Annotated in this window: 18 protein-coding genes; all 18 read left to right on the plus strand. The window is 43.9% G+C overall.

What is annotated here, in order from left to right; translation table 11 throughout:
* The first annotated feature begins 4 nt into the window (after positions 1-4).
* The 18 genes from rnpM to AS888_RS24365 all read left to right on the plus strand — a co-directional run bounded on the left by rnpM (position 5) and on the right by AS888_RS24365 (position 18315).
* On the plus strand, positions 5-280 hold the full coding sequence (gene rnpM, locus AS888_RS24280; protein WP_057913378.1) for an RNase P modulator RnpM: 276 nt from the start codon (positions 5-7) through the stop codon (positions 278-280).
* Positions 281-285: 5 nt separating this feature from the next.
* Positions 286-591, plus strand: a complete 306-nt coding sequence (locus AS888_RS24285) for a YlxQ family RNA-binding protein (RefSeq protein ID WP_061144653.1) — start codon at positions 286-288, stop codon at positions 589-591.
* Between the two features lie 19 nt (positions 592-610).
* Positions 611-2767, plus strand: coding sequence for a translation initiation factor IF-2 (gene infB, locus AS888_RS24290; protein WP_061144654.1), 2157 nt, complete (start codon positions 611-613; stop codon positions 2765-2767).
* Positions 2764-3045 (plus strand): DUF503 domain-containing protein, encoded by a 282-nt coding sequence (locus AS888_RS24295; protein ID WP_057913375.1) that lies wholly within the window; start codon positions 2764-2766, stop codon positions 3043-3045. The genes infB and AS888_RS24295 overlap by 4 nt, the downstream gene beginning before the upstream one ends.
* An 18-nt stretch (positions 3046-3063) precedes the next feature.
* On the plus strand, positions 3064-3432 hold the full coding sequence (gene rbfA, locus AS888_RS24300; protein ID WP_034313607.1) for a 30S ribosome-binding factor RbfA: 369 nt from the start codon (positions 3064-3066) through the stop codon (positions 3430-3432).
* A 93-nt stretch (positions 3433-3525) separates the two neighbouring features.
* On the plus strand, positions 3526-4446 hold the full coding sequence (truB, locus tag AS888_RS24305; RefSeq protein ID WP_061144742.1) for a tRNA pseudouridine(55) synthase TruB: 921 nt from the start codon (positions 3526-3528) through the stop codon (positions 4444-4446).
* A gap of 33 nt (positions 4447-4479) precedes the next feature.
* Positions 4480-5433: a bifunctional riboflavin kinase/FAD synthetase gene (ribF, locus tag AS888_RS24310; RefSeq protein ID WP_061144655.1), complete on the plus strand. Its 954-nt coding sequence runs from the start codon at positions 4480-4482 to the stop codon at positions 5431-5433.
* Positions 5434-5576: 143 nt separating this feature from the next.
* Positions 5577-5846: a 30S ribosomal protein S15 gene (gene rpsO, locus AS888_RS24315; RefSeq protein WP_053345367.1), complete on the plus strand. Its 270-nt coding sequence runs from the start codon at positions 5577-5579 to the stop codon at positions 5844-5846.
* Between the two features lie 321 nt (positions 5847-6167).
* Complete coding sequence (gene pnp / locus AS888_RS24320; RefSeq protein WP_061144656.1) at positions 6168-8285, plus strand: polyribonucleotide nucleotidyltransferase; 2118 nt, start codon at positions 6168-6170, stop codon at positions 8283-8285.
* 157 nt (positions 8286-8442) lie between these two features.
* The gene (locus AS888_RS24325) at positions 8443-9402 is read left to right on the plus strand and encodes a polysaccharide deacetylase family protein (RefSeq protein ID WP_061144657.1); all 960 of its coding nucleotides are present in this window, start codon (positions 8443-8445) and stop codon (positions 9400-9402) included.
* 46 nt (positions 9403-9448) lie between these two features.
* Complete coding sequence (locus AS888_RS24330; protein ID WP_061144658.1) at positions 9449-10675, plus strand: M16 family metallopeptidase; 1227 nt, start codon at positions 9449-9451, stop codon at positions 10673-10675.
* Positions 10676-10843: 168 nt separating this feature from the next.
* The gene (locus AS888_RS24335) at positions 10844-11110 is read left to right on the plus strand and encodes a YlmC/YmxH family sporulation protein (protein ID WP_061144659.1); all 267 of its coding nucleotides are present in this window, start codon (positions 10844-10846) and stop codon (positions 11108-11110) included.
* Positions 11111-11344: 234 nt separating this feature from the next.
* Positions 11345-12247: a dipicolinic acid synthetase subunit A gene (gene dpaA, locus AS888_RS24340; protein ID WP_061144660.1), complete on the plus strand. Its 903-nt coding sequence runs from the start codon at positions 11345-11347 to the stop codon at positions 12245-12247.
* Entirely contained in the window at positions 12244-12846 is a 603-nt protein-coding gene (locus AS888_RS24345) for a dipicolinate synthase subunit B (RefSeq protein WP_061144661.1), read from the plus strand. The genes dpaA and AS888_RS24345 overlap by 4 nt, the downstream gene beginning before the upstream one ends.
* Before the next feature lie 217 nt (positions 12847-13063).
* On the plus strand, positions 13064-14119 hold the full coding sequence (asd, locus tag AS888_RS24350; RefSeq protein WP_061144662.1) for an aspartate-semialdehyde dehydrogenase: 1056 nt from the start codon (positions 13064-13066) through the stop codon (positions 14117-14119).
* 102 nt (positions 14120-14221) lie between these two features.
* The gene (dapG, locus tag AS888_RS24355; RefSeq protein WP_061144663.1) at positions 14222-15448 is read left to right on the plus strand and encodes an aspartate kinase; all 1227 of its coding nucleotides are present in this window, start codon (positions 14222-14224) and stop codon (positions 15446-15448) included.
* 37 nt (positions 15449-15485) lie between these two features.
* A complete protein-coding gene (dapA, locus tag AS888_RS24360) occupies positions 15486-16355 on the plus strand; it encodes a 4-hydroxy-tetrahydrodipicolinate synthase (RefSeq protein WP_061144664.1) in 870 nt (289 codons plus the stop codon).
* A gap of 289 nt (positions 16356-16644) precedes the next feature.
* On the plus strand, positions 16645-18315 hold the full coding sequence (locus AS888_RS24365) for a ribonuclease J (RefSeq protein ID WP_061144665.1): 1671 nt from the start codon (positions 16645-16647) through the stop codon (positions 18313-18315).
* Positions 18316-18411: the final 96 nt, after the last annotated feature.

An 18411-nucleotide genomic window follows, 5' to 3' on the forward strand; every position in this document is an offset into this window, starting at 1 on the left:
AAAGATGAATAGCCGAAAAAAAATCCCGATGCGCAAATGTGTGGCGACAGGCGAAATGAAGCCGAAGAAGGAACTCATCCGCATCGTTCGATCTAAAGAAGGGGAAGTCAGCCTTGATCCGACCGGAAAGAAATCGGGAAGGGGAGCTTATTTGACTCTTGATCGGGATATTATCGAGCTGGCCAAAAAGAAAAACGTGCTGGCTAATCACCTTAGTACCCAAATCGATTCTTCCCTTTATGAACAATTGCTTGAATTAGTGAATAAGGAGAAAAACTAAACATCATGACCCAACAACAACAATGGATGTCTCTATTAGGATTGGCCAATCGAGCACGCAAGCTAATTTCGGGTGAAGAATTAGTGGTTAAAGAGATTAGAAGCGGTAATGCCAAAGTTGTTATTTTATCCGCGGACGCTTCAAAAAACACTGAAAAAAAAATATCTGATAAGTGCGCATTTTATCAGGTTCCTTTAAAAAGAGTCGAAAGCAGGTCCATGCTCGGCCATGCGATAGGCAAGGATGCTAGAGTTGCCGTCGCAGTTCTGGATGAAGGTTTTGCACAAAAACTCCGAACGCTGCTCGATTAAATTTTACGGGGGTGAACGTATGACAAAATTGCGTGTATATGAATATGCAAAACAAAAGAACGTTTCAAGCAAGGATGTAATAAATAAACTTAAAGAAATGAATATAGAGGTAACAAACCATATGACAGCATTAGACGATTCAACTGTAAATAAATTAAACGATTCAATTAAACCTAAAAACGAAGATAAAAACCAAGCTGCTGAACCGAAAGCTAACGCCACCGTTGCAAAATACGAAGCGGAAGCAGATGAGAAAAGCACGGTAAATAAAGAAAAGCTTAAGAAAAAACCACCAGTTAAACCTGTAGGCACGAAAAAACCGGCAGGCCAGTTTAACCGGAACAGAAATAACAAAAATAAAAATAACAAACAAAGACAACAAGCGCCAGCAGCGCCTGTTACAAAGCGTAAAGAACGGGAATTGCCAGAGAAAATTACGTTCTATGAGTCTTTGACCGTCATGGAACTTGGAAAAAAACTTCACCGTGAACCTTCAGAAATCATCAAAAAGCTCTTTATGCTTGGTGTCATGGCTACAATTAACCAAACCTTGGATAAAGACGCGATTGAATTGATTTGTGCTGAGTACGGTGTAGTGGCTGAAGAGGAAATCCGTGTCGACCTAACCGATCTTGAATCATTGGTGACTGAAGATGCTTCTGAAGATTTGATTGAACGTCCGGCCGTCGTAACGATTATGGGACACGTCGACCATGGTAAAACGACATTGCTTGATTCAATTCGCCACACTAAAGTGACGGAAGGCGAAGCTGGCGGAATCACGCAGCACATCGGTGCCTATCAAGTCAAAGTAAACGATAAGAAAATTACATTCCTTGATACGCCAGGACATGCCGCGTTTACAACAATGCGTGCCCGTGGTGCTCAGGTTACGGATATCACGATCCTGGTCGTTGCAGCGGATGATGGCGTTATGCCTCAAACGGTTGAAGCCATCAACCATGCCAAAGCGGCTGAAGTTCCAATTATCGTAGCTGTAAACAAAATGGATAAAGAAGCGGCGAACCCAGACCGCGTTATGCAAGAATTGACTGAGCACGGTCTAGTTTCGGAAGCATGGGGCGGAGATACCATTTTCGTACCTATTTCGGCTAAAAACGGTGAGGGCATCGACAGCTTGCTTGAAATGATCCTGCTTGTAAGTGAAGTGGAGGAGTATAAAGCGAATCCAACTCGTAAAGCAAACGGAACGGTCATCGAAGCTCGCTTGGATAAAGGACGCGGATCTGTTGCGACATTGCTTGTTCAAAACGGTACGTTGAAAATCGGAGATCCAATCGTTATCGGTAATACGTTCGGACGTGTGCGTGCAATGGTCAATGATCTTGGCCGCCGTGTGAAGGATGCAGGTCCGTCCACACCGGTTGAAATCACTGGATTGAACGAAGTTCCACAAGCTGGCGATCGTTTCATCGTCTTTGAAGATGAGAAAACGGCCCGTCAAGTTGGGGAAGTTCGTGCGCAAAGGCAGTTGGCTTCACAACGTAATGAAAAATCCCGTGTAACTTTAGATACATTGTTCGAGCAAATGAAAGAAGGGGAAATTAAGGAATTGAACATCATCTTGAAAGCGGATGTTCAAGGTTCTGCGGAAGCAGTTGCAGCCTCCCTGAATAAAATAGAAGTGGAAGGCGCTAAAGTGAAGATCATCCACACTGGCGTCGGAGCCATCACGGAGTCTGATATCATCCTTGCCACAGCTTCCAACGCGATCGTCATCGGATTTAACGTCCGTCCTGACGTGAATGCGAAGCGTGCAGCTGAATCGGAAAATGTCGATGTCCGCCTTCACCGCATCATCTATAAAGCGATTGAAGAGATCGAGTCGGCCATGAAAGGGATGCTTGACCCAGAATTCGAAGAAAAAATCATCGGTCAAGCTGAAGTTCGTACAACGTTCAAAGTATCTAAGGTCGGCACGATTGCCGGTTCATATGTTACTGAAGGAAAAATCACACGCGATAGCGGAATCCGCTTAATTCGTCAAGGTGTCGTCATTTTCGAAGGTGAAATTGATGCATTGAAACGTTTTAAAGATGACGTTAAAGAAGTGGCAACGAACTATGAGTGCGGGATCACCATTAAAAATTACAATGACCTTAAAGAAGGCGATGTAATCGAAGCATATGTGATGGAAGAGATCGAGCGTAAATGATCGTTGGCTCTGTCCAATGTGAATGCATCATCCATGACACCCATTCATTGAAAGAAAAACGAGCCGTGTTGCAGCGTGTCATGACACGGCTTAAGCAAAAGTTCAATATATCGGTAGCCGAAACCGATTTTCAGGATTTATGGCAGCGGACAAAGATCACGATCGTAACCGTAACATCCTCAAGGAAGGCTACTGAGAGGGAACTTCAAAATGCCCTTAAATTTCTAGATTCTTTTCCGGAACTAGAGCGAACAATAACAGATATAGACTGGCTTTAGGGCTATTGAGGTGATATTATGAGCCTTCGTTCAAATCGTGTTGGCGAACAAATGAAAAAAGAGCTGAGTGAAATTATCGGCCGCAAAATAAAAGACCCAAGGATCGGATTTGTAACCGTAACGGACGTTGCGGTTACAGGAGATCTACAACAGGCAACTGTTTACATTTCCGTTCTGGGTGACCAGGAGCAACGGGAAAAAACACTGCAAGGGCTAGCAAAGGCCAAAGGATTCATGCGTTCAGAAATCGGGCAAAGAATCCGTCTTCGTAAAACTCCTGAGCTGTTTTTTGAATTTGATGAATCGGTCGATTATGGCAATCGCATCGAGTCATTGATTTCCCAAATCAATTCAGAGGATAAACCGGCTGAAAAAGACGAAGAATAAGCAAGCAGTAAAAAGGAGGCCGACTCAAAAAGTGCTTTGCACTTCTTGAAGTCGGCCCCTTTTTTTTTGAAAATGAATGATGAGGTGACAGCCATGAACGGCATTCTTCCATTATGGAAACCAAAGGGAATGACATCCCATGATTGTGTTTTTAAATTAAGAAAGATATTGAAAACAAAAAAGGTTGGGCATACGGGAACACTTGATCCTGATGTAACAGGGGTTTTGCCGATTTGTATCGGCAGGGCAACGAAAATCGCCGAGTATTTGACAGAAGCCGGCAAGGCATACGAAGGGGAAGTGACCCTCGGCTTTTCCACGACAACCGAGGATGCAAGCGGTGAAAAAGTCGAGGAGAAAACCATCGATGAAGTAATTACGCGGGACCGGGTCCTGGAAGTGCTGGAATCATTGACAGGGAAAATCGAACAGACACCGCCGATGTTTTCAGCTGTGAAGGTGAACGGGAAGAAATTGTATGAATATGCCCGTGCAGGTATTGAAGTGGAGAGGCCGACAAGGGAGGTCACCATCTACGATATTACCCTTCTCGATGATCGTACGGAATTCTCCGGAGAAACGATTTCTTTTCGCTTTAGCGTCAAGTGCAGCAAAGGAACGTATATCAGGACTCTTGCCGTCATGATGGGTGAAAAACTTGGTATACCTGCCCATATGTCAGATTTGACCCGGATTGAATCAGCCGGCTTCAAGCTTGATGACTGTTTGACGTTTGCGGAGGTCGAAGCATACATGGAAACTGGACAATCGGATGATTTTCTATTGCCTTTAGAGCGTGGATTATTTCATTTGCCGAAATGTAAGATTAGTGATAAAGTAGCAAAGAAAGTACTCAACGGTGCGGTATTGGAACAAACAGGGGATGTTGCTGCCGAAAAAGGGGTGCCCTTTGTGATGGTGGACCCATCCGATAAGGCAATTGCCATTTATCAAGTACATCCGACAAAAGAAGGATTAATTAAACCTGTAAAAGTATTGGCACAAGAATCATAGACCGTTTTGCCGTCGGAAAGAGGAGATTGAAAGGTGAAAGTGATTGCAATAGAGCATCCTCATCAATTTAATTCGGATGATTTTCCTGAGCTTGTTATGGCGCTTGGGTTTTTTGATGGGATACATAAAGGCCATCAGATCGTTATACAAACCGCCAAGCAAAAAGCCGATGAAATGAACCTGAAGTCAGCCGTCATGACATTTGATCCGCATCCTTCTGCAGTCTTGGGAAGGAAAACGGAAAATATCCGCTATATTACCCCGCTTGAAGATAAGGTGGCTATCATCGAGTCGATGGAGATAGATTATTTATTCATTGTCCATTTCAGCAAGGAGTTCGCTTCGGTATTGCCGGAACGGTTCGTTGACGAATACATTGTAGGGTTAAATGTCCGCCACGTAGTCGCAGGCTTTGATTATTCATATGGCCGTTATGGTCAAGGTTCGATGGAAGATCTGCCTGTTTACGCACAGGGAAGGTTTTCACAGACGGTAGTCGCCAAGCAGACACTCGAAGATGAAAAAGTTAGCTCGACAAGAATCAGGGAGACCCTTGGCAATGGTGATTTCATCGATTTTTATCATTTGGCAGGCCGCCGCTTCATAACGAAGGGGCATGTCGTTCACGGTGAAAAAAGGGGCAGGAAGCTAGGATTCCCCACCGCTAATATAGAGGTGAGCGATGATTACATTTTCCCTGCTTCTGGCGTATATGCTGTCAGGATCAACATAGGCGGCAAATGGTATCATGGAGTCTGCAATGTCGGTTATAAACCCACGTTCCATGAGGAAAAACCTAAATATCCTACGGTGGAGGTCCATGCATTGGAATTCTCGGGGGATATTTATGGCAGCCAGGTTTCTGTCGAATGGCATGTTAGACTTCGGAGCGAACAGAAGTTTTCCGGGCTTGAATCATTGGTTGCCCAGATTGAAGCGGACAAGGAGAATGCGATCGCTTATTTCGCGGAGCTCGAACATAAATAGAATAACAGAAGACAGGACTTGCAATTTTAGTGAAATGCATGTATTCTATTATATGTATGAAAATAACCATTGCTTGGCTAGTCGAGACTCCGACGCTGGCTCGGTAATAGGTGATTTTACAGAATTTTAGGAGGAATAATATTATGGCAATTACACAAGTACGCAAAAACGAACTAATCGCTGAGTTCAGAACTCACGATACTGACACTGGATCTCCAGAAGTGCAAATCGCAGTTTTAACAGAAGAAATCAACAACTTGAACGGTCACTTACGCACTCACAAAAAAGACCACCATTCACGTCGCGGTCTTCTTAAAATGGTAGGTAAACGTCGTAACCTTTTAACTTACCTACGTAACAAAGACGTTACTCGTTACCGTACACTAATTAACAAATTAGGTCTACGTAGATAATTTTTTTCAGGAAGGCGGGAAATTTCCCGCTTTTTTGATGTTAATCAAATGATTTGGACGTGTTCTACTTTAAGGCTGAGCCTTCGTCCTTGGGACTCGGCGTGAGCCGGGTCTTTTTCCGTTTATAGATGATCAGGATATACATATTCGAATGAATGAAATTTTTATTCATTTTGCTGTTAATGCTTGTTTTTTTCGTGCATAATAGGAATAGTTTGGTTTTTACTTGAGTTCAGTTACTTTCACATATAAATGATTTAATCCAATACAGGTTTAGGTAAACTAAGCCTCTAAGTGAAGATTCAGAGAGGGGTTTAATGAATGGGACAGGAAAAACATACGTATTCATTTGATTGGGCCGGCCGTAATGTTACGGTGGAAATAGGGCAATTGGCCAAACAAGCCAACGGAGCAGTAATGGTCCGTTATGGAGAGACTGCTGTATTAAGTACGGCAACGGCTTCGAAGGAACCGAGAAATGTCGACTTCTTCCCTTTGACAGTCAACTATGAAGAAAGACTTTATGCAGTCGGTAAAATTCCGGGAGGCTTCATCAAGCGTGAAGGCCGGCCAAGTGAAAGGGCGATCCTTGCTAGCCGTTTAATAGACCGTCCGATCCGTCCGTTATTCGCTGACGGCTTCAGGAATGATGTTCAGATCATCAGCATGGTCATGAGTGTGGACCAGGATTGCTCCACGGAAATGGCAGCGATGCTAGGTTCATCCCTAGCGCTTTCAGTTTCCGATATTCCGTTCGAAGGTCCAATTGCTGGAGTGGTTGTGGGAAGAATCAATAATGAATTCATTATTAACCCTACTGTCGACCAACTTGCTCAAAGTGACATCAATCTGACGGTTGCCGGTACTAAAGATGCCATCAACATGGTTGAGGCAGGAGCGAATGAAGTACCTGAAGAAACGATGCTCGAAGCCATCATGTTTGGCCATGACGAAATCAAGAAGGTCATTGCATTCCAGGAGAAAATCGTTGCGGAGATCGGCAAAGAGAAAATGCAGATCGCTTTATATAAAGTGGATGCGGACCTTGAAGCGGAAGTGAAGGGCCATTGTGAAGCGGACTTGAACAAAGCAGTGCAAGTTCAGGAAAAACATGCTCGCGAAGATGCGATTAAAGTGGTAAAAGATCGTGTATTGGCCAATTATGAAGAAGAGACAGATGAAGCTAAGCTAAAACAAATCAAAGAAATCCTGAATAAATTGGTTAAATCCGAAGTCCGCCGTTTGATCACGGAAGAAAAAGTGCGTCCGGATGGCCGAAATCCTGATGAAATCAGACCACTATCTTCAGAAGTCACCATTTTGCCGCGTACACATGGCTCTGGATTGTTCACACGTGGACAAACCCAAGCGCTTTCGATTTGTACATTAGGTGCATTGGGTGATGTCCAGATTTTGGACGGCCTTGGAACCGAAGAGTCAAAACGCTTTATGCATCACTACAACTTCCCGCATTTCAGTGTAGGTGAAACGGGCCCGATCCGTGGAGCAGGCCGCCGGGAAATCGGTCATGGTGCACTTGGTGAAAGAGCCTTGGAACCGGTCATCCCTAATGACAAAGATTTTCCTTATACGATCAGGCTTGTGTCTGAAGTCCTTGAATCGAACGGTTCAACTTCACAAGCAAGTATTTGTGCAAGCACTTTGGCAATGATGGATGCTGGGGTACCATTGAAAGCTCCAGTTGCCGGAATAGCAATGGGACTTGTCAAAACTGGCGAGCACTATACGATCCTAACTGACATTCAAGGCATGGAAGATCATCTGGGTGACATGGACTTTAAAGTCGCTGGAACTTCAAAAGGTGTCACTGCACTGCAAATGGATATCAAAATTGAAGGTCTTTCAAAGGAAATACTTGAAGAAGCATTGCTTCAAGCGAAACATGGACGGATGCATATTTTGGAATCCATGATGTCAACCATCAATCAACCGCGTGAACAATTATCCAAATATGCTCCTAAAATCGTTACAATGTCCATCAACCCGGATAAAATCCGTGATGTCATTGGACCGAGCGGAAAACATATCAATAAGATCATTGAAGAAACTGGCGTGAAAATCGACATCGAACAAGATGGAACGGTGTTCATCTCATCAACAGATGAGCCAATGATTCAAAAAGCGAAGAAAATCATTGAGGATATCGTCCGTGAAGTCGTGGTGGGTGAACTTTATTTAGGTAAAGTGAAACGCATTGAAAAATTCGGTGCATTCGTTGAAATCTTCAATGGTAAAGACGGTTTGGTACATATTTCTGAACTGGCTGAAGAAAGAGTCGGAAAAGTGGAAGATGTCGTTTCACTTGGAGATGAGCTATTGGTGAAAGTAACCGAGATTGACAAGCAAGGCAGGGTGAACCTTTCCCGTAAAGCCGTCCTGAAAGAGCAAAAAGAGGCAGCCAACCCTTCTCAATCGTAATAGAAATAAATGTTCCCGGCATGCGATTCCTTGTGAATCTGCATGCTTTTTCTATTGAATGAGCAAATGGCGGTTCAAGGGAAATGGCATTAAAAAGATGACATGTTCTACCTTGTCCGTTTTCTTCATACATTTTGGTATGAAGGGGGCGGAAAAAATGAATAATAAATGGAAGCAGATAGTTGCGATAAGTGCCATTGCAGGTATATCATGGTTATTAGTGCAAAATCCATATACACAGCTTTATCTGGCCCAATTGACGGATGATTCAGTTGCTACGATGAAGCAAGAAGATGATATTCTTTTACAAATCAAAGATTCAGCAAAAAAATATGAGGTTGCGCCACAGGATGCCCGAATAGATTCGGTCTGGAAAACCGTTCCTGCCTATAATGGCCTTAAGGTCAACATTGATGATTCATATAAAGCCATGAAGAAGGCGGGCGAGTTCGATGAGGATAAACTGGTACTCGAGCAGGTCCCTGCGACAGTACATTTAAAGGATCTCGACCCCGCTCCGATTTACCGTGCCCATCCTGAAAAGCCGGTGGTTTCATTTTTAATCAATGTGGCTTGGGGGAATGAATACTTACAGGATATGCTGGGTGTATTAAAAAAGAATAACGTCAAGGCCACCTTCTTCCTGGAGGGTAATTGGACCAAGAAAAATCCGGAATTGGCCAAAATGATCAGGGATGGGGGCCATGAAATTGGCAATCACTCCTATTCACATCCCAATATGCAGAATATATCGGCACAGGCTACACGTGAAGAACTTCGAAAGACGAACGAAGTCATTGAAGCGGTGACAGGCTCAAAAATGAAATGGTTCGCCCCGCCAAGCGGCAGCTACCGGGACGAGACGGTTCAAATCGCTGATTCTTTGGGCATGGAGACCGTCATGTGGAGTGTCGATACGATTGACTGGCAAAAGCCAAGTCCCGAAGTCCTTCAACAACGAGTGCTTTCCAAGGTTCACCCGGGGGCGTTCATCTTGATGCATCCTACGGAATCTACCGCAAAATCGTTGGAAGCCCTGATTATAGAAATAAAAAAGAAAGACCTGGATGTCGTTACCGTTTCAGAAGCAGTAGATGAGAAACGATTGACCCCATAATATTTGGGTTACATTAGCAGCATAGAATGCTTGGGAGGAATGTTAGTTGATTAAGAAATACACGTGTCAAAATGGAGTAAGAATCGTATTGGAAAATATTCCAACAGTACGCTCGGCAGCCATCGGAGTATGGATTAAAACCGGTTCCCGAAATGAAACCCCTGAATTGAATGGAGTTTCGCATTTTCTGGAGCACATGTTTTTCAAAGGGACAACAACAAGGAATGCACGTGAAATTGCCGAGTCGTTCGATAGCGTCGGCGGCCAAGTGAATGCATTCACCTCAAAGGAATATACATGCTATTATGCAAAAGTAATGGATAACCATGCTAGCTATGCACTTGAAATCCTTGCAGATATGTTCTTTAATTCAACCTTCGATGAAGAAGAGCTTAAAAAAGAAAAAAATGTCGTCTATGAAGAGATTAAAATGTATGAAGACACACCGGATGATATTGTTCACGACCTCTTAAGCCAGGCGGTATATGAAAAGCATCCGCTGGGCTATCCAATCCTGGGTACGGAGGAAACGCTTGAAACATTCAATAGTGAAACATTGAAGAAATACGTCCATGATATGTATACACCAGATAAAGTGGTAATCTCCATAGCTGGGAATGTCGATGAAAAGTTGATTCAAGAAGTCGAAAGCTACTTTGGCTCGTATCAAGGAGGGGAGCACCGTCCTGAATTGATCAAGCCAGCTTTTCATGAAAATAGGATCACTCGTAAAAAAGAAACGGAGCAAGCCCACTTATGCCTTGGGTACAAAGGATTGGAAATCGGCAATGATAAAACATACAGCTTGATTACCTTGAACAATATTCTTGGGGGAAGCATGAGCAGCCGTTTATTCCAGGACGTCAGGGAGCAACGCGGCCTTGCCTATTCCGTATATTCTTATCACTCCAGCTACCAAGATAGCGGTTTGGTGACAGTCTATGGCGGGACAGGCACAAGCCAATTGGATAGCCTGTATGAAACGATTCAGGAAACATTGGATACTTTAAAAAGGGACGGCATCACTGAAAAGGAATTGCGCAATAGTAAAGAGCAGCTTAAAGGCAGCTTGATGCTTAGTCTTGAAAGCACGAATAGCCGCATGAGCCGAAATGGCAAGAATGAGCTCATGTTGGGTGAGCACCGTTCCCTCGATGATATCATCATCAAGATTGACGAGGTGACGGAAGGTACCGTAAATGAACTGGCAAACCAAATCTTTACGGAACACTCCCTGTCATTGGTGAGCCCCCTGGAAAACTGGGACAAATAATAATCAAAACGTCTGATCTTCCTCTGCAAATGGAAGGTCGGATTTTTTTTGCAAAAAATCATGAAAATGGAAGGGGCATGAGATGTGGACAATATTTGCGGAAAAGCCTTCTAAGTTTTTCTTTTTCGGATATAGATGGATTATAAGGTGAAAAAGGAGGAGCTATAAGTGAGATTGAGTGAAATGAGCGGTAAGGAGATAGTTGATGTAAACAGGGCGGAACGATTGGGGGTTCTCGGACAGACGGATCTGGAAATAGACGAAACTGGACAAATTACCACATTGATCATCCCTTCGGTCAAATGGTTCGGCCTTATGAAGAATGGAAGTGAAATCCGGGTACCTTGGAACCATATAAAAAAAATCGGGACGGATATGGTGATCATTGATTTCCAGGAAGGGCTTTCGAAAGATGGGGAGCATATGGACGGATAGAGCATGATTACAGATCGGTGTCCTCTTTGGCATGCTTCCCATGAATAGTCAAAAAACGCCTCAGCTGCGGATAGCTAAGGCGTTTTTTCTTTTCTTATCACCGTTTTTTAACTGAAAACATAAGATGGCAGGGTAACTAGAGATTGTCGGAAAAACTTAAATTGCTTCTTGAAGGGCATGTACCTTGAAGCGAGGATGTTTAGGATCTTTTATATGAAGAAGGTGACGGTTTTAATGCTCACAGGTATGCAAATCGCTGTAATTGGTGGAGATGCGCGTCAGCTCGAAGTTGTCCGTAAACTGACGGAGCTTGATGCGAAGCTATTATTAGTTGGTTTTGAACAGCTCGACCATGCTTTTACCGGAGCGGTTAAGGAAAAAATGGAAGATATAAATTTCAAGGAAATTGATTCAGTAATCCTGCCTGTCCGGGGGACGGATCCTGATGGAAAAGTGGAAACGATTTTTTCCAGCGAAGAGGTTGTCTTGACGGAAGAAATGATAAAAGATACCCCGGCACACTGCATTTTTTATGCAGGGATCAGTAATAACTACCTCAATGAAATTTTTCAGAATGCGGACCGCAAACTTGTTCTCTTGTTCGAGCGCGATGATGTGGCCATTTATAATTCAATTCCTACCGTGGAGGGTGCAATCATGATGGCCATCCAGCATACCGACTTTACAATCCATGGTTCGAATGTAGCTGTTCTTGGTTTAGGAAGGGTCGGCATGAGTGTAGCCAGATCATTCCATGCTCTTGGAGCAAAAGTTAAGGTAGGGGCCAGAAAAAGTGAAGATATCGCGAGGATAAGCGAAATGGCACTAACCCCTTTTCAGTTAAAAAATCTAGCTGCTGAAATGAAAAATGTTGATATTTGTATCAATACGATCCCTTTTCAGATCATTACGGCAAACGTGCTGGCAAATATGCCCGTTCACACATTAATCATCGACCTTGCTTCAAAACCAGGGGGGACGGATTTTCGTTATGCTGAAAAAAGGGGAATAAAGGCGCTGTTGGCACCGAGCTTACCGGGTATAGTAGCCCCGAAAACAGCTGGTCAGATATTGGCGAACGCGCTGGGAGTATTGATTCAGGATGAGTTCAGGGAAAGGAAGGGGAATAAGATATGAGTCTCCAAGGGAAAAGGATTGGTTTTGGATTGACAGGATCACATTGCACATATGATGAAGTATTTCCTGAAATTGAAAAGCTTGTGAATGAAGGGGCGGAGGTCATCCCAATCGTAACATCGACCGTGCAGAATACGGAAACGCGTTTTGGGAAGGGCGATGATTGGGTTGAAAGAATTGAAAAATTGACGGGGAATCGAGTCGTTGATACAATCGTCAAAGCGGAGCCATTAGGGCCGAAATTGCCACTTGATTGTATGGTGATCGCCCCTTTGACAGGTAACTCAATGAGCAAAATGGCAAATGCCCTTACCGATTCGCCCGTACTTATGGCTGCAAAAGCGACGATGAGAAACCACCGTCCGGTTGTGGTGGCAATATCCACGAACGATGCACTCGGGTTAAATGGTGTCAATCTCATGAGGTTGATGGCAGCAAAGGATATTTATTTCGTTCCGTATGGCCAGGATAATCCTATAGGTAAGCCGAGCTCGATGGTTGCGAGGATGAGCATGATAAGGGACACAATCATATCGGCACTCGAAAGGGAGCAAATTCAGCCAGTCATCGTCGAAAAGTTCAAGGATAGTTTAGACTGATTTTAGTGTTCGGATACGCTCCCATGTGATAATGACTGATTTATATGCAGGGCTTTTCCGTGTGGAAAGTCATAAAAAAACACTACACTACCAGAATATTTTGTTAAAGTCCGACCCTTTGGAATGTTAATGTGTTAAAATTAATGATATTCTGAGCAAGTAGAAATATATCCAATAAATAAAATAATTTTTAGAGATAGAAAAGGAGTATGGACAAATGACTGAGACACAGGGATTGCATATTGCAGTTGTGGGAGCAACTGGAGCAGTGGGACAACAAATGATTTCAACACTCGAACAACGGAATTTACCGATCAAGAAAATCATCTTTTTATCATCGGCTCGTTCCGCGGGAACCAAACTTACGTTTAAGGGCGAAGAAATCGAAGTGCAGGAAGCAAGACCTGAAAGCTTTGAAGGCATCGATATCGCTTTATTCAGTGCTGGAGGAAGCGTGTCTAAGGAATTGGCTCCAGAAGCAGTGAAGCGCGGAGCGATAGTAGTGGATAATACGAGCGCATTCCGTATGGATGAAAATGTGCCGCTTGTCGTCCCTGAAGTAAACGAAGCTGACTTAAGACAGCATAATGGAATCATTGCCAACCCAAATTGTTCAACCATTCAAATGGTCGTGGCATTAGAACCTATCCGCGAGACCTATGGATTATCAAAAATCGTGGTTTCCACCTATCAGGCCGTTTCAGGTGCTGGGGCTGCTGCAATAAATGAATTAAAAGAACAAGCACGCGACTTGCTTGATGATAAAGAAATAGAACCAAGGATTTTACCGGTCAAGGGCGACGAAAAGCATTATCAAATCGCATTCAACGTCATTCCTCAAATCGATAAATTCCAAGATAATGGGTATACGTTCGAAGAGATGAAAATGATTAATGAAACTAAGAAAATCATGCATATGAATGATCTTCCGGTAGCTGCAACATGTGTAAGGCTTCCTGTTGTTACGGGTCATTCGGAATCTGTTTATATTGAAGTGGAAAAAGAAGGAGTGACAGCTTCTCAAATCAAGGATTTGATGAAAACGGCTCCTGGAGTAGTGCTGGAGGATGAACCGGAACAACAAATCTATCCAACGCCTGCTTCTTCCGTTGGCAAAAATGACGTATTCGTCGGTCGGATTCGCAAGGACTTGGATGAGGATAAAGGCTTCCATTTATGGGTGGTTTCCGATAATCTATTAAAGGGAGCAGCCTGGAACTCCGTCCAGATTGCAGAAAGCCTTTTAAAATTAGGTTTAGTGACCGTCAAGTAATAATTCATTCTTAAACATTCGAAAAAAGTGATATCCAACAGAATAGAGAGTTTTTGTCAGCTTCCCGGAGCGGGAAGCTGGCTTATATTTGAGGTGCATATTATGAAAATCATTGTCCAGAAATACGGTGGGACATCCGTTCGTGATGAGGAAAGCCGGTCATTTGCCCGAGGGCATATAGAAAAGGCAATTCAAGAAGGCTTTAAGGTGGTGGTCGTGGTTTCAGCGATGGGGAGGAAGGGCGATCCCTATGCAACGGACACTTTGCTTTCTTTAGTGAATGGCTCGAAAGCGATACTTTCGAAACGTGAACAGGATCTCCTTATGTCAGTTGGTGAAACGATCTCCTCGGTAGTATTTACCAACATGCTGTTGGAACACGGTATTGAAGCCGTAGCATATACAGGGGCACAGGCGGGATTCTTGACGAATACCGACTATTCAAGTGCGAAAATCATGGAAATGAAATGCGACCGTCTCATGAAGGAATTGGAATTGAAGGATGTAGTCGTCGTAGCAGGATTCCAGGGTGCGGCAAAAAATGGGGATATCACCACCATCGGACGTGGTGGAAGTGATACATCAGCTGCAGCGTTAGGCGCAGCTTTGCAAGCGGAGAGGGTAGATATATTTACGGATGTGGAAGGCATCATGACGGCCGATCCACGAATTGCAGATCTTGCGCGTCCGTTATCGATCGTTTCCTATACCGAAGTTTGCAACATGGCCTATCAAGGTGCGAAGGTGATACATCCACGCGCTGTTGAAATTGCCATGCAGGCAAAAGTGCCGATCCGGATCAGATCCACATACAGCGAAGGTTTGGGGACACTTGTTACAAGTGTGAATAAAGGAAGCCAGGGCAGTGATATCCGTGAGAGGCTCGTCACAGGAATTGCCCATGTTCCGAAAATCACACAAATCAAGGTGCGTGCGAAAAAGGATCAATATAATTTACAAGCCGAGGTTTTCAAGGCAATGGCCAACGCCTCCATTTCGGTCGACTTCATCAATATATATCCGAGCGGTGTCGTATATACCGTTTCCGAGGAAATGACGGATCTCGCTCTTTCAATTTTGGCCGAGCTTGGTCACGAACCGGTCATTGAACGGAATTGCGCCAAAGTCTCTGTCGTCGGTGCAGGCATCAACGGGGTGCCTGGTGTTGCTGCGAAGATCGTAACGGCACTTTCGGAGAAGGAAATAGCCATTCTTCAATCCGCTGACAGCCATACGACGATATGGGTCTTGGTCAAGGAAGAAGATTTGATAGAAGCTGTTAATTCACTTCACTACGCATTTCAGCTGCATGAAAGTGAAATTAAATAATCCGGATTTCAATAAAAGTTTTATGAAGAGGTGTTAGATGATGATATTTGGTAGAGTATCAACCGCAATGGTCTCCCCTTTCGATAGCAAGGGAAATATCGATTTGCAGAAAACGACCAAATTGGTCAATTACTTAATAAAGAATGGAACGGACTCCCTTGTACTTTCGGGGACGACGGGGGAATCTCCAACTTTATCTTCGGAGGAGAAGATCGCCTTATTGCGGCATGTCTCCAAGATTGTGGAAAAAAGAGTGCCCATCATCATGGGTACAGGTAGCAACAATACGTATGCTTCCATTGAGCTGACCAAAAAAGCAGAACAAAATGGTGCCGATGCGATCATGCTGGTGGCCCCTTATTATAGCAGGACGAATCAAGAAGGCCTTTATCAACATTTCAAAGCAATCGCAGCGAGCACGACACTGCCTGTAATGATTTATAATATCCCTGGCCGTGCTTCGGTTAACATCGAGCCGGAAACGATCATCCGCCTTTCAAAAATTGCTAATATCTTAGCGGTGAAAGAAGCTAGCGGAGATTTGAATGCAATGACCGAGATCATAGCCGGAACGGATGAGGATTTCGCGTTGTACAGCGGTGATGACGCTTTAACTCTCCCAGTCCTTGCAATAGGGGGCGTTGGGGTAGTTTCAGTTGCATCCCATGTTGCGGGCAATGAGTTACAGAAAATAGTCGAGGCATTCATCAGCGGGAATTTGAAAGAGGCAGCCAGGCTGCATCAGGAACTATTACCGCTGATCAAAGGCTTATTTGCCGCCCCAAGCCCGGCACCTGTCAAAACAGCGCTTCAGTTAAATGGAATTGATGTGGGGTCCGTCAGGCTGCCGATCGTGCCTTTGACGGAACAGGAACGACTTTCTTTAGCCTCTGTATTAAAAAAATAAATAGCCATGGAACAAGCTGATCGTTAAAGATTGGCTTGTTTTTACATAAACATGCATTGAAATGACAATTCCTTACTAAAGCAGGTTTAAGAATGGTCTTTAAGCCCGGTCAATCGAAACCACATTAGTATAGGTGATGAATAAATGATACATATCGGTACCGCTCATTTTTAAAGGGACGAATGAAAAAAAACCACGAAAAATGGTAAGTGTTGTCATGTTTTTTAAACTTCGGTTATAATGAAAGCATTGGAAATTATGAACGGGATTTTTTAAGGAGGATATTCGATTGGGTAAAGATAAACATAATGGCATAAAGGTCATTTCTCTTGGAGGACAAGGGGAACTTGGTAAAAACATGTACGTTGTTGAGGTGAATGAGGATATCTATCTGCTAGATGCAGGTTTGATGCTTCCGGAAGAAGAAATGCTGGGAATCGATGCGGTTATCCCTGATATTTCTTACTTGATCGATAATAAAGAACGTATTCAGGGAATATTCATTACCCATGGTCATGAAGACCATATGGGAGCGCTTGCATATGTTTTGAAATTTTTACCCGTTCCCGTTTATGGAACGAAGCTTACCCTTGCGCTAATTAAAACGAAATTGAAGGAAGATGGCTTTAACGGAAGGGCGACATTTACCGAGATCGATTCCGATTCTCTGTTAAGTTTCCCTCAGGCAGCCGTATCATTTTTCCGGACTAACCATAGCATCCCCGATTCTGTCGGAGTGGTAATCCACACCCGCGATGGTGCCATCGTTTATACGGGGGATTTCAAATTCGACCAAGCGGCAAGCGATCTGTATAAACCAGAGATCGGAAAAATGGCCAGTATTGGCGAAGAAGGCGTTCTATGCTTGCTATCGGATAGTACGGGTGCCGAGAGGCCGGGGTACACGCCGTCAGAAGCCATTGTGGCCAAAGACATTACTGAAGCTTTCCTTGCCGCTTCAGGCAGGATCGTCGTTGCGTGCTTCGCTTCGAACATCAACCGGATTCAACATGTTTTCAATGCAGCTGCGGCAAGTCGCAGGAAAGTGGCCGTTGTAGGGAAAAGCCTGCAGCGTGTTTATGAAACAGCATTGAATCTTGGTTATTTAAAGGCAGAAGAAGAGCTGATCATCCCTATCAATGAAATTAGCCAATATGACGATCGTGAAATCGTCGTATTATCTACAGGCCATCAAGGAGAACCGATTGCGGCGCTTCAAAAAATGGCTAAACAAACTCATAAACAGGTGACGATCAAAAAAGGTGATACCGTACTGATCAGTGCTTCACCGCTCCAGGGAGGCGAACTGATTTTATCCAAGACCGTGGATTTGCTTTATAGGGTTGGCGCTGAAGTGGTATCGTCCAATAAATATAAAGTTCACGTAACGGGACATGGAAGCCAGGAAGAACTGAAAATGATGATCAATCTGATGAATCCTAAATTCTTTATCCCGGTGCATGGTGAATATCGCCAATTATATGCTCACCAAAAAGTCGGAATCGCCGCTGGAATTAAACGGGAAAATATCGTGATTGCCGAAAAAGGTGATGTCATCGAGCTTAAAGGAAATAAAATCGGCCTAGCCGGCAAAGTCCCTTCAGGAAATATCCTGATAGATGGCAGCGGTGTAGGGGATGTCGGCAATATCGTTCTTCGTGATCGCCGCTTGTTATCCCAGGATGGCATTTTGATCGTCGTCGTAACCTTGAACCGTCAAGATAAAAGCATTGCCGCTGGTCCTGAAATCATTTCAAGGGGATTCGTTTATGTTCGTGAATCCGAAAAAATGATCGCGGAAGCGACCGAAATCGTAAGTGAAATCGTCAAAAAAAATGGATCGCGCCAACCATTCGATTGGTCTACACTGAAACAGGAAATGCGTGATGCCTTGAATCAGTTCTTCTACGAAAAAACGAAACGTCGTCCAATGATCTTGCCGATCATCATGGAATATTAAGCAATCCTCCCCTGATAATCAAGTCAGGGGTTTTTTCCGTTTGCCCAACCTCTAATATCTTCAAGAATGAAGTCGAAGACTCGAGACATAATAAAG

The organism is Peribacillus simplex, from assembly GCF_001542915.1.
GTDB classification, from domain to species: domain Bacteria; phylum Bacillota; class Bacilli; order Bacillales; family DSM-1321; genus Peribacillus; species Peribacillus simplex_B.